Raw genomic sequence first — 11,707 nt, forward strand, 5'->3', positions numbered from 1 at the left:
TTCCACCGCTATGTGGTCACCCCCCCCGCTACTGAACTGCAACCCCCGCGGGGGGCCGGGGCCCTTGCCCGGCCCCGAGGCCCGAGCTACGGCCGTGCGCACCGGCTCGCGGAGTCCGCTGGCTCTCCGCCATCTCACCGAGGGATGTGGACACCGGCTTCAACCGGGAACCCGGGGGCACACTGAACTCCATGACCCGTGACGGGAAGGCGAATTACTACCTCACCGATGCCCTCGGCTCGGTCGTGGCCACGGCCGACGAAACCGGCACGAAGGTCAACACCCTATTCGTACGGCCATCGTGGCGTGACGCGAGCGCCGAGCAGACCGATGATCCGCGGGCGGTACGGCGTCCTCCCTCGGTAGATACGCCGTCAGCGATTTCCCCGAGAGACTGTTCTGGGAGGATTTGATGACTGGTCCCCTTGTTTTCGCGGTGCTTGGCGTTCTGGCTATATTGATCGGAATATATGCCGCGCGTGGTCAGCAAAGAATGCTGTCCGCAAGGGTAGGTGAGAGCAATGCAAAACTTGCCAGAAATAACACCCGGATCCTCTTTGTGGGACTCGGTATCGTATTTCTCATCGTTTCTCTGCTCGGCCTCATCGGCGAGCTGACACGCTAGTCCGATTGTTCGCCGCCGGGCTCATCGGATCTGAAGGCCGCACCATTGGCAGAACCCCGGAGACCGAACGGCCTGCTTCCGTCCAGGCCTCACAGATGGAGACAAGTCATGGAACATAAGTCGTCGGTCGAACTGGCCAAGATGTGGGCGTCTAGCGGAGGAGCGACATTATTCGTCATCCTCTTCGTTGTCTTCGCGATCGTTCTCGTGGCTCTGCTCATGCGGAGCAAGAACCGGCGCTGAGCGGGGCAGGCCTGAAGGTACGTGGGTGCGCCCGCCTCACCGTTGTCCTCGGCCGTAGCCGTAGCCGTAGCCGTAGCCGTAGCCGTCGCCGTCGCTGACGAGGCCGGCACGAGGGAAAATTCCTACTTCTGCAAATCCCGTGGTGTCTCCCGCTCTGCGAGTACCGAAAGGGGGTTGTCCAGTCTTGCCGAATCGTCGGCGGCTACCCGAGACCGGATCGGCATATACCACTGCGCGGCCTGCTACTACGACGCCGACGTCGGGCGCTTCACCCGACCCGGCACCCTCCGGTCTCGAGTAGTGGCCTGCTCGACGGCTCGAACTTCCTGCAGGGGGTATGGGGTCGGTACTGGTCGCCGCAGCTGGGCTGCCGCAGTAGCTACGGCCCGCGCATGCGTGTCCGTAGCAGGTTGTCCACCCACGGTCCTTGAGGCTGGAACGCCAGTCGGTGCGGCGGGAGCATCTTGGCAGTTCTTCGAGGAGGCCTTCTGATGTCAACCCCCGCCAAGGCGAGAGTCATCGCTGTCGGCGCGCTCTTCGCATTGGCCGCTATCGGCTTCGCGATCGCCGCTGTCAGTGGCGCCGGTGCCGGAGTTGTCTGGATGGTTGAGGGGGCCGTGTTGGTAGTGGCCTGTCTCTCTTTCGTGGCTTTTCGGCGGTTCAGTGGCTACTGAGGGGTTCGGCTCAGGTGGCTGCATCGGGTCAGGACGCGCCAGGTCTGCGCGGGACTCCGCCCCTCAGGCCGGTCGTTCCGACGGTGCCGTCGTAGGCCTGACCCGACACCACAACGCGGTGGGAAATCTCGGTTGCCCACCGCGCAGCGTCCCCCACAGCACTGCGCCGCTGTCGCGTGCAGCTAGCTCCGGAGAGTAGAGCGTGGCGAGTGGACCTGCCTGCTTGTACCGGCCTGGCATCTGCAATGACAAGGGAGCGCAGATGGAGCGCGCGGAGGGGTCGAACCCTGAACAGAGACCAGCAATTTGACCGACTTACGGGGGCACGGCAGCGCTCTCCGCACGCAGATCGAAAGGGAATATAAGTGGACAAATACTCGGCGCGACTAGGCGTGTTTATAGGCGGCCTTCTGATCCTCGGTCTTCTGTTCTGGCCGCTTCTGGGGTTGATGACGGGACTTGGCCAGGGTGCGAGGTTGGCCATAGGGATCGCGATGTTGGTAATCCTCTTCGTTTACATGTTCTTTGGGGGTATATGGGCGAATCGAGGGGGGCGGCATACCTGACCCGGCGACGCGCACTCTTTCGCTGTGGAGTGAGCCGTCGCGGGTTGGCGGCAGACGGCAGTGGGCCAGGCTCAAGCTCAGCGACACCAACTTCCACAACGGGCTGATCAGCCTTGCCGCCGCGAGTTCGGTTGAGCCGAGATGTCGGGAGCAGGCTTGCAACGCGGGCTTCCTGCAGTTCGTTCGGCGCGCACAAAACCCCTTACTTGCGGCGTTGATTTCCTGCCGGTGATCACTCCACCGGCCCGCTCATGCCCTGAGAGCGAAGGCAGGTTCTTCTCCCGGCGGAGCGCGCCGAAGCACGGACGCAGCGGGGTCACGATGTCCTGGGTGCGCCCTGCATGAACGCCCCGTCAAGGACTTACGACGTTTTTCTGTCGACGTTTCCGTGTGTCCCGTACAACCCTTCGGCCCTGCCACCGGTCTCTTGATCGCCGACCCCACGCGTTACCTGGGACAGCTTCCGGTGAACGGCGCGGCGCCCCCACGCACCACCTGACCATGCGCCCCGTCCCGGCGCCCGGATCGCCGACTGACGCCACCGCCTGTGGCCCTGTCACTCTCGCTGCCTCTCGACTCGCAAGGAACCCCGACACTCATGCGCATCCCGACATCGTCCGCGCTCGCCGCCTTCCTGGTGGCGGGCCTGACCCCTCTCGCCCTGCCTGCTGCGGCAGCGGTCGCCGCGCCGGCGAAGCACGGCGATGACTTCAACGGCGACGGCTACCGCGACTACGCGTACTCGAGCTTCAGCGCCCGAGGGGGCGGCGGAGTCACCGTCGTCTTCGGGACCGCCACCGGGCCCGGCTCGACGCAGCAGCGCATCACCCAGGGGAGTTCAGGCGTGCCCGGCTCCGACGAGGCCGATGACATGTTCGGCGAGGTACGGGCCGCGGCGGACTTCGACGGCGACGGATACGGCGACCTCGCGGTGGCGGCGACCGGCGAGAACGGCTCCGACGGCGCCGACCAGGGCGCCGTGACCCTCCTGTGGGGCTCCGCCTCCGGCCTGTCCAAGGGCACGACGCTCCCGAACAAGAACCCGGGCCGCAACAACTACATGGGCAAAGACCTGGCGACCGGCGACTTCAACGGGGACGGCAAGCAGGACCTGGCCGTCATCAATGAATCCATGACCTACGTCTACCGCGGCCCGCTCAAGCGCTCCGGCACCACCGGCACCGTGACCAAGCTCGACAAGACGACGTCGTTCTACGCCACGGCCCTGATCTCCGGCAAGGTCAACGGCGACAAGAAGACCGACCTCGCGATCATCGGCGACGTGGTCAGCTCCGAATCCATCGCGTCCGACGCCTGGTTCATCAAGGGCGGCGCGAGCTCGCTGGCCCCGGGCAAGAGCCTGCGCCTGGAGTCGCAGTCCGGCAACGGCGGCAGCTCCGAGCGCGGCGGAGACGGTGTCATCGCCGACTTCGACAAGGACGGCTACGGCGACATCGCCGTCGGCACCTCCCTCTACTCCAAGCACAAGGGCCGCGTCAGCGTCTGGTACGGCGCATCCGGCGGCCCGTCCCGTAGCGCCCGCCTGACCCAGTCGACCAGTGGCGTCGCCGGATCCGCGGAGAATTACGACGAGTTCGGCTCATCCGTCTCGGCGGGCGACGCCAACGGCGACGGCTACGCGGATCTCGCGGTCGGTGTGCGGGGCGAGGAGATCGACGGCCGGGAGTACGCGGGCGGCGTGCATGTCTTCAAGGGCCGGGCGAGCGGCCTGTCCGGCGCCGGTTCGCAGTGGTTCGCCCGCAACACCCCCGGTGTGCCGGGTCCGTTGACGGCTGATGACCAGTTCGGCGGCCTGGTACGGCTGCGCGACACAGACGGAGACAAAAAGGCCGACCTGTACGTGAGCGCCCTCGACTCTCTGCGGCTGCCCGGCTCACCCGGCGGCATCACGACGGCGGGCGCGACGGAATACGACGATGCGCCCGTCGACGGCTTCTTGCAGTAGCTGCAATAGCTCCCCCCTCCCGACGAAGAAGAACGCCGTCGAGCGGCACATCGCAATGCGTCCCCCGAAGGAGAGAAGGTGGCCGTGTCTGACGGTGTTGCGTGGGTCGCCGATGCTTGGAACGCCGGGGGCCTCTACATCACCTGTGCCCGTGGCCTGGGTCCGCGGGACCTGGCTGAGCGCATGGCCGATCACGAGCCGCTGGAGGTCCGGTCGGATGCCACCCTGCAGGAGGCATTTGGCCTGGTCGACATGGCGCAGGTCTACTGCGTGGGGCGTATCGGCCGGGCCGGGGACTGGTCGTTCGTCGTGGAGAGCGGGGGCAGCGAAGGCTGGGCTCTGGACCCGGCCGTGTCCCGCGGAGCCGAGGTACTGATCTTCGACCCGCGTCCGGACGATCCGCCCGCCTTCTTCAGCTACCACGCCGATGGCGAGGTGCAGCTGCACTTCGAGCTGGGCGCCGGCTATCACCCCGCCGGAGCCCGGCCCGATCTGCTGCGCCCGGCCCTCGAAGCGGCCGGAGTCATCCCGCCGCAGGACTCCGTCGACGACATGCTGGGCCCGGACGAGGAACTCTCGGCGCATGCACGGCGACGCCAGGTGCTGGCGGTCATCGGCGAGCACTTCCAACTGTCCCTGCCGCGGCAGGCCATCGAGAGCGGACGGCTGCCTGCCGTGGTGACCCGCACATCGCCCCCGTCCTCCTGGTAGCAGCGGCATGTCGCCGGGGCGTGGACGATGCAGGTGTACAGACACTTCAGGGAGCCCGGGCTGGGGTCACGGAGTTCCCTAGGTCCTGGCCGGCGGTGGTGGCTGGGTTGCGCCGGGCAGTCCCAGGGCGGCCAGGAGGGCTGAGGAGAGTTCTTCGGCGAACAGGGCCGATCCGGTGAGCGTCTGCCGGAGGGCTTCCTCGTCGGGTGTCAGTCCGGCGGCGGCCGACCAGGCGAGTGCGCCGGCCACGGCGGGGTCGACGGGGAAGTGTTCCAGGGGTATCTCGTAGCTCTGCGCCGTCTCCCGGTTGAGCAGGCCGTGCCAGCTGTTGCCGTCCGGGGTGAGGGCCTCGATGAAACCGACGTCGCTGTCGTGGAAGGACACCATGACGGCCGGCGTTCCCGTTTGCCGGACGAGGTCGGCCAGGCTGTTGGGTGCGGAGTCGGCGAAGTCCGTGACCTGCCAGCCCTCCGCCAGTGCCTCCGTGTCGTCGATGCCCGTGAAGCCTGCTGCCCGCATGAGCTGGTGCAGTTCCCCCGTGGTCCGGGCTGTCAGCGATCCGCCTGAATTTCCCATGGTCCGCAAGTTATCCGGTGCCTCTGACAGACCGGCTCGTGCCGCTGGGACGTCGGCAGGGGCCGGTACGGGAAGCCGGGACGGCGGAGTCCGTTGTGCCCTGTCGGCCGTGTTCCAGGGCAGCTTGTCCGGGCGTTTGTCCGATCGGCCGACCGCGCCCGTTCACGACTACCGGCCACTGCGGTCGGGCTCGGGGACCGGCGTTCACCTGTGCCCCCGTCAGGAGCGGCGGTCCGGGGGTGCGGGCAGGACGGCCAGTGCGGTGTCTGCGACATGCCGCAGGGTTGCCGGGTCCAGTCCGGCTTTGCCGGTTGCCTCGATGCCGCGGACCACTGTGAGCAGGAGCGCCGCCAGCCGTTCGGGGTCCGCGGCGCGGTCGATGTCGCCGTGGCGCTGGGCGGTGCTGATCTCCGTCTGCAGCAGGTTCAGTAGTGCCGTCATGGTCTTCGCGGACTGTCCGGCGATCGTCGCATCGTGCTGGGCCAGTTCCGCTGCGCCCTTGGCCAGCAGGCATCCGCGGCGCTCGGTGTCGGAGGCGGTGTTCTCCGCCATGAGGTGCACGTATTGCGACAGCCGGGCCAGGGCCTCTGAGTCGGGGCCGCCTGCCAGCCGCTCTTCGGCGACCTCGACGACTGCGGTGCACCAGTCGCCGAACACGCGGTGGAAGAGTTTGCTCTTGTCGCCGAATGCGCCGTACAGGCTGCCCTTGCCCAGGCCGGTCGTCCGGGCGATGTCGTCCATCCGGGTTCCTGCGTAGCCGGTCGCCCAGAACTGTTCGCGGGCCTGCTCCAGGACGTGGCGTTCGTCGAATGCGCGTGGTCTCGGCATGATCTCAGCCTACCCATTCTTGACTCGATCGTCCATTACTGCCTACGTTGTGGACGATCCATTCCACAACTGAAGGGGTTCGACATGCCAGGCGTGCTGCAGGAGAAGGTGGCCGTGATCACCGGAGGGACCAGCGGGATCGGGCTGGCCATCGCCCACCGCTTCGTCCGGGAGGGCGCACAGGTCTTCGTGACCGGCCGGGACGCCGGCCGCCTTGAAGCGGCAGTGGGGGAGTTGGGCCCTGCGGCCACCGGCGTGCGCTCCGATGTCTCGGTCCTGGCCGACCTGGACGCGCTCTACGCGCGAGTCCGCGAGGAGGCCGGACGTATCGACGTGCTGGTGGCCAACGCGGGAATCGTCGCGGACGCCGCGCTCGGCGCCCACACGGAGGCGAACGTCGACCTGACCCTCGCCGTCAACGTCAAGGGCCCGCTGTTCACCGTGCAGAAGGCGCTTCCGCTGCTGGCAGAGAACGCGTCCGTCCTGGTCGTCGGCTCGAGCAACAGCGTGCGGCCCAACGAGCAACTCGAGGTCTACAGCGCCTCGAAGGCGGCACTGAGCAACCTGGTGCACAACTGGGCCCGGCAGTCGCGGGAGCGCCGGTTCCGGGTCAACGTGCTCAGCCCGGGCCCCACACGGACCCCTGGCCTGCTGGGCGCCGCGGGGCCGGACGCCGACCGGTTCGCCGAGGCTGTCGTGCCGCTGGGGCGGCTGGCCGACGCCGGGGAGATCGCCGAGGCCGCCCTCTTCCTGGCCTCGGACGCCTCGTCGTTCGTCACCGGCGCCGAACTCTTCGCCGACGGCGGCTACACCAGGGCCTGATTGACCTGCAAGGCGGCAACTTGGTTGAGAAGGCTGCGTCCAGGTCGAAAGCGTGCGCAGGGGTCTCCGCCTGCCGTCGGGCTGGCGGCAGGCGGAGACCCGAAGGCCGGGGCGAGGGATCAGTTTGCGCCGGGGTGCGTTACTTCGCTGGGCCGGGCGTGCACCAGGATTCCGAGCTTGTTCTGGCCGCCGCACTCGTTGCAGCGGCGGATGTCGCAGTCGTCGGTGAACCGGATGTGGATCAGCTCCGCGCCGGTCGTGCATCAGGTGGAGCAGGGGCCGGTGCGGATGCCGCGCAGTACTTCGCCGTACGCCTTGGTCATGGAGTGGGGCTCCTTCGTGTCGAGCGCCGGAGCGGTGAAGTCGTACTGGGGCCAGGCAAGCTGAATACTTCTTAACTTGTTGCGAAGTTGCATGCTCGGACGGTAACTTAGTAACAAGTTGAAGAGTTCAGGTTCCGGGAGGTGAACGGGTGCTGCAGATCCAGATCGGCCCCGAGCGCGAGGCAGGCCCCGACGACATGCTCGAACGGACGACCATCGGATGGCGCCCCGGCATGAGTGAGGACGAGGCCTGGGAGGCCGGCCGCGGCATCTGGAAGTTCAACGCCGACCGCGCCCTCTCACAAGACGAGGTGCAGATCATCAACACGTCAGGCACCGTCCTCGCCGTCGCGACGATCACCGGGATCTCCAAACACGGCGACCGCTATGCCCTCCAGGGAGAGCTGCTGCGCGGCGACGACCGTGTCGGCCGCGCCACCAAGAGCCCGCACCTGTCCCGCAACCCCGTCACCTACATCTGAAGGGATCGTCCCGGTGAGTGACTTCGACGCGATCGACTCGCTCCTCGCCTCCGTCGGCCCGCAGACCGACCTCCCGGACGCCGAAGCCCGCCGCGCCTTGCGCGAGCAGGCTGCGCTGTCCAAGGCTCAGGTGGCCCGCGCCCTGGGGGTGAGCCCGTCCACGGTCAGCGCCTGGGAAGCCGGCCGGGATCCGGTCGGCGAGGTGCGCGCCAAGTACGCCTACCTCCTCGACGGGTTGAGCGCCAAGCTCGCCACCGACACCACGCCCGAAACCGAGCCGACGGCGGAGCCCAGTGCGACCGAGCCCGTCGCGACGGAGGCCGCCGCTGCAACCCAGCCCGCTTCCTCCGAGCCCGAAGACGGGGACGAAGTCGAGGTACTCACCGCGCCGGAGCCGTGCGTGCTGTGCGGGCATCCGGCCGGACAGCGGGTGGAGGGCTTCGCCCAGCACCTGGACCCAGCCGAATGCCAGGACAGCACAGCCCGGGCGCAGCCAGCCCCGGTCGCCGACCGGCCCGCCCCGGCCCCGAAACCGCCGGAGCGTGCCAAGGGCCCGGCCCGCCGGGCATTCCAGGAGCCGTCAGGCCCGGTGGGCTTGATCCATACGGCGGTTGAGGGAGCGCTCACCGAGCACCAGGGCGAGATGGAAGCGGCCACCGCGGCGCTGTTGAAGAAGGCGATCGGCGACGCGATGCGCTTGCTGGACGAGACCCGCAAGGGCGCCCGGTACGACGTGATCGCCCACCCCTGGATTCCCGACATCCTGAAGAAGCAGACCTCCCGGGGCGCGGACCAGATCTGGGAGGCCCGCCCCAAGTGGACCCGCGCCGAACTGCCGCCCGGCGTTCATGAGGTAACGGCACTGGACATCAACGGTGCCTATCTGTCCGCCCTCAAGACTCATCTGCCGCTCGGGCAGCTCGAGCACACCACCGGCAGGCCGCACGACCGCCGCCGCGCCGGAGTCCACCTGATCACCCCACCCGCCTGGGAACACCACGCCGTGCTGCCCAACCCGATCGGCGAGCGCGACGAACCCGGACCCCTATGGGTCACCGAACCCACCCTGCGTCTCCTACTGCGCCTGTCCAGCCCGAAGTACGGGCTGTGCGAGGCTCCGGAGGTCCACGAGTCCTACACCTCGGGGGCGACGGAGAACCTGCTGGAGAAGTTCCGCATCACGCTCAAGGACGCCCGCGACACCGCCATCGCCACCGGCGACGCGGTCACCCTGGAGTACGTGAAGGCGATGTACTCGAAGTTCGTCTCCACCATGGGGGAGTCGAACTACAACCGGGAGCTGTACCGGCCGGACTGGATGCACATCATCCGCTCCCAGGCCTTCGCCAACCTCTGGATGAAGGCGCTCAAAGCCCACGGCGAAGGACTCGCCGTCGTCCGTGCGATGGGCACCGACGAACTCCACGTCATCGGCGACTGGCGCCGTGTCTTCCCCGAAGGCCGTGGGGTTAACGAGGTCAAGGTCAAAGACCTCTACACCGCGGGTACCGACACGACGGGGGAGGAGCAGTAGATGCCGGAGAGGAATAGTGACTTCGGAAAGTTCGGCGCGAGCGGCGTCAAGGGAAGCGAACTCGTCGGGCGGAAGCTCGACGACCTCGCCGGCGGCATCGCCACCCCCGTCACCGCAAAACGCGGACTGACGGCCCGCCTGAACTACCTGACAAGGTCCGACCACGCCCGTCAGGCCGCCCGGGATGCCGGGCTGACGGTGACCGACCGCACACTGAAGGCGTGGCTGCAGGGCAAGCGCCAGCCCTCGGCGAAGAACCTGAAAAAGATCGACGACGCCTACCGGGCGGTGCGCCGGCAGAACGTGGCCCGACACCTGCTCAAGCGCCTCAACGCGAACGGCGGCACCAGGGTGGAGATCCACCCCCTCAACCAGTCCGGCGTCGCCCGCCCGCTGCAGCGCGACGTTCCCTTCCGGCACATGAACGTGCGCCGCTGGGACCGGATCGTCGACGCGTGGGCGGCCGGTGACCACCACGGTTTGGACGCGGCCTGGACTGACGACATCCTGCCTGATCTGGGATCCCAGTACGGAGCGTACGAGTACTGCACCAACGTCGGCTTCGCTGCATAGCCCCTGGCCGGAGGCCGTCTGCGGACCCTGCGGGATGGCGTACGGGTGGCTTCACCGACGCGGGGTGGAGCAGCTCGGTAGCTCGCTGGGCTCATAACCCAGAGGTCGCAGGTTCAAATCCTCTCCCCGCTACTGCCGAGCAGGGCCCGGATCCACCAAGAGGATCCGGACCCTGTCGCATTTCAGGGGCGCCCGCCAGTTGCGGGCCCGCTGGGCTACCTGGTGCGAGTGCCCGGCACGGCGTGCGAGCGGCCCGCGTACTCGTTGGTGGTGAAGGCACGGCCGAGCTCGTCGAGGAAGACGCGACGGCGGACACCCTCTTCCGCCCCTCGGCCACCGAGAGGCAGCGGACACCACCGTCACCCTGTTCGCCGGACTCCAGATGTGCTGGACAGACTTCCTCTACCAGTGACCGGTTCCCGGCCACTTCCGCGCCCCCTGCGACTACGAAGACGCCTGTGGCTACCGTCTGGGCACCTTCATCACCGGCCAGCGCACCGCCTACCAGCAGGGGACCCTTTCTCCCGACTGGATCACCGAGCGCGAGAACCTCGGCATGGTCTGGGACGACAACAAAGCTGCCCGGGCCGACGCCGACCCCGACCACATCACCTACGCCGACAGCCGGGCCGCGCACGGCAACTTCCGTAACTGGGCCCGCCTGACGGCTCTCACCCACACCGCCCTCAAACGCACCGGCCGCACCCGCGTCGACCAAGAAGTCCTGCGCCGGGCCTTCGGCAAGCTCACCTCGCCCCCCTGACCGTTGCCGCCCAACTATGCGCAAGCACCGCCCAGCCCTCAATCGTCGTAGACGTCGGCGTCGCCGTCCCCACAGGCGAGGACATCGGCAGGGCTGTGCCCACGGTGCAACCCCACATGGCCCTCACACAGGACACAGCTCCGCCCGAGACCTCCGTGCTTGGCCCCGCAACGCTGCTCGCCGCTCGCCGCGACGTCCTCCTCGTACTCCACGTCACTGCCACTGCCCGCCGACCCCGGGTGCCACGGACGGCCTACCGGGGACACACTAGTGCGCAGGGACTTGGGCGAGCATCCGCTCCCGCTCATCCAGACTCCGCCGGCGATGACTGTCTCGCCGGTACCCCCGGGGCAAGCAGCGCACGATCGCCCGCCGGCATCGTCTCCGATCCGTCCGCGCCCCCGGCCACAGAGCCCGACGCCGTCGTGTGCGCGGTAACCGAAGGCCCTGCATCCGCACGCCGCTGTGGCGGCAGCCCGCTCCTGCCCAACTCGCTACGCACCCAACCCACCTCCGTACACGCAGAGTTGTCCTCGAAGCCGAGCAGCCAATGCCCGCCGTCCGCCGCACAGGCCGCGATCGCGTCGAGGAGCCCCTGCGCGACAACCACAGGCAGCATGGAATCGGAGTAACGCCGCCGCTCCTCGTCGGTCAATCCCTCATCCCGGTATGGAATACGGCCACGGATTTTCAAAGACTCCCGCTCCAGTCACCTTGACTTGGAGATAGCAGGGTTCGCTGTTGTCCATTCCCCTAATAGTGTCGGCAGTGAAGGTCTTTCCGCCGGTCCGAACCCACACATCCTCTTCGGCATACGAGTTATTGTGGCATAAAAGAGAGATCATTGAGGCAGCGTCAAAAAGGGTCCAGAATACTGCAGCAGACGCACCGTTCGACAGGAAAACATCAGACCACCCTGAAACCGATCAGAGAGCCCCGGCACCCCGGGCGGGTCCGCCTGAGCGGTACAACCTCGGGCTGCCCCGAGGCCAGGAGCTGGACGAACGAGCCGGCCTTGACC

Annotated in this window: 11 protein-coding genes, 1 tRNA gene and 2 pseudogenes; 11 read left to right on the forward strand and 3 right to left on the reverse strand. The window is 67.7% G+C overall.

The genetic code is table 11. The features are described 5' to 3' along the window. Positions 1–122 precede the first annotated feature (122 nt). The 4 genes and pseudogenes from ACWFR3_RS45420 to ACWFR3_RS45435 form a co-directional block, all read left to right on the forward strand. Positions 123–309, forward strand: a pseudogene (locus tag ACWFR3_RS45420) (hypothetical protein); the annotation flags it as partial. Between the two features lie 103 nt (positions 310–412). After that, positions 413–625: a hypothetical protein gene (locus ACWFR3_RS45425; RefSeq protein ID WP_453740594.1), complete on the forward strand. Its 213-nt coding sequence runs from the start codon at positions 413–415 to the stop codon at positions 623–625. Positions 626–2,706: 2,081 nt separating this feature from the next. Further along, positions 2,707–4,074 (forward strand): FG-GAP and VCBS repeat-containing protein, encoded by a 1,368-nt coding sequence (locus ACWFR3_RS45430; RefSeq protein WP_453740595.1) that lies wholly within the window; start codon positions 2,707–2,709, stop codon positions 4,072–4,074. Between the two features lie 84 nt (positions 4,075–4,158). Next, entirely contained in the window at positions 4,159–4,785 is a 627-nt protein-coding gene (locus ACWFR3_RS45435; protein WP_453740596.1) for a DUF6461 domain-containing protein, read from the forward strand. 78 nt (positions 4,786–4,863) lie between these two features. On the opposite strand, the gene ACWFR3_RS45440 is transcribed toward ACWFR3_RS45435, so the two are convergent. Together ACWFR3_RS45440 and ACWFR3_RS45445 are read right to left on the reverse strand one after the other, a co-directional pair. Continuing rightward, positions 4,864–5,361 carry a hypothetical protein gene (locus ACWFR3_RS45440; RefSeq protein ID WP_453740597.1) on the reverse strand — a complete coding sequence of 166 codons (498 nt, stop codon included), beginning with the start codon at positions 5,359–5,361 and terminating at the stop codon, positions 4,864–4,866. 219 nt (positions 5,362–5,580) lie between these two features. After that, complete coding sequence (locus ACWFR3_RS45445) at positions 5,581–6,189, reverse strand: TetR/AcrR family transcriptional regulator (RefSeq protein WP_453740598.1); 609 nt, start codon at positions 6,187–6,189, stop codon at positions 5,581–5,583. Positions 6,190–6,273: 84 nt separating this feature from the next. Between ACWFR3_RS45445 and ACWFR3_RS45450 the strand changes: the two genes are divergently transcribed. Beyond that, positions 6,274–7,011 carry an SDR family NAD(P)-dependent oxidoreductase gene (locus tag ACWFR3_RS45450; RefSeq protein WP_453740599.1) on the forward strand — a complete coding sequence of 246 codons (738 nt, stop codon included), beginning with the start codon at positions 6,274–6,276 and terminating at the stop codon, positions 7,009–7,011. 263 nt (positions 7,012–7,274) lie between these two features. Here ACWFR3_RS45450 and ACWFR3_RS45455 read toward each other — a convergent pair whose 3' ends face one another. Continuing rightward, positions 7,275–7,427: a hypothetical protein gene (locus tag ACWFR3_RS45455; RefSeq protein WP_453740600.1), complete on the reverse strand. Its 153-nt coding sequence runs from the start codon at positions 7,425–7,427 to the stop codon at positions 7,275–7,277. Between the two features lie 56 nt (positions 7,428–7,483). Here ACWFR3_RS45455 and ACWFR3_RS45460 point away from each other — a divergent pair, with 56 nt between their 5' ends. From ACWFR3_RS45460 to ACWFR3_RS45485, 6 genes and pseudogenes are all read left to right on the forward strand, one after another. Continuing rightward, the gene (locus ACWFR3_RS45460; protein ID WP_164247464.1) at positions 7,484–7,816 is read left to right on the forward strand and encodes a hypothetical protein; all 333 of its coding nucleotides are present in this window, start codon (positions 7,484–7,486) and stop codon (positions 7,814–7,816) included. 13 nt (positions 7,817–7,829) lie between these two features. Then, the gene (locus tag ACWFR3_RS45465) at positions 7,830–9,350 is read left to right on the forward strand and encodes a helix-turn-helix domain-containing protein (protein WP_453740601.1); all 1,521 of its coding nucleotides are present in this window, start codon (positions 7,830–7,832) and stop codon (positions 9,348–9,350) included. Beyond that, a complete protein-coding gene (locus ACWFR3_RS45470) occupies positions 9,351–9,923 on the forward strand; it encodes a helix-turn-helix domain-containing protein (RefSeq protein ID WP_453740602.1) in 573 nt (190 codons plus the stop codon). A gap of 58 nt (positions 9,924–9,981) precedes the next feature. Then, positions 9,982–10,055: transfer RNA gene (locus ACWFR3_RS45475), tRNA-Met, on the forward strand. A 301-nt stretch (positions 10,056–10,356) separates the two neighbouring features. After that, positions 10,357–10,470: pseudogene (locus ACWFR3_RS45480) on the forward strand (helicase associated domain-containing protein); the annotation flags it as partial. Between the two features lie 9 nt (positions 10,471–10,479). After that, complete coding sequence (locus ACWFR3_RS45485) at positions 10,480–10,686, forward strand: hypothetical protein (RefSeq protein ID WP_453740603.1); 207 nt, start codon at positions 10,480–10,482, stop codon at positions 10,684–10,686. The last annotated feature ends 1,021 nt before the right edge of the window (positions 10,687–11,707 follow it).

The organism is Streptomyces sp. NPDC055189, assembly GCF_053606765.1.

Coding starts and splice junctions, on each gene's coding strand:
- ACWFR3_RS45440 (WP_453740597.1), bottom strand. CDS start 5,361: ATGGGAAATTCAGGCGGATCGCTGACAGCCCGGACCACGGGGGAACTG.
- ACWFR3_RS45470 (WP_453740602.1), top strand. CDS start 9,351: ATGCCGGAGAGGAATAGTGACTTCGGAAAGTTCGGCGCGAGCGGCGTC.
- ACWFR3_RS45445 (WP_453740598.1), bottom strand. CDS start 6,189: ATGCCGAGACCACGCGCATTCGACGAACGCCACGTCCTGGAGCAGGCC.
- ACWFR3_RS45425 (WP_453740594.1), top strand. CDS start 413: ATGACTGGTCCCCTTGTTTTCGCGGTGCTTGGCGTTCTGGCTATATTG.
- ACWFR3_RS45430 (WP_453740595.1), top strand. CDS start 2,707: ATGCGCATCCCGACATCGTCCGCGCTCGCCGCCTTCCTGGTGGCGGGC.
- ACWFR3_RS45455 (WP_453740600.1), bottom strand. CDS start 7,427: ATGCAACTTCGCAACAAGTTAAGAAGTATTCAGCTTGCCTGGCCCCAG.
- ACWFR3_RS45485 (WP_453740603.1), top strand. CDS start 10,480: ATGGTCTGGGACGACAACAAAGCTGCCCGGGCCGACGCCGACCCCGAC.
- ACWFR3_RS45450 (WP_453740599.1), top strand. CDS start 6,274: ATGCCAGGCGTGCTGCAGGAGAAGGTGGCCGTGATCACCGGAGGGACC.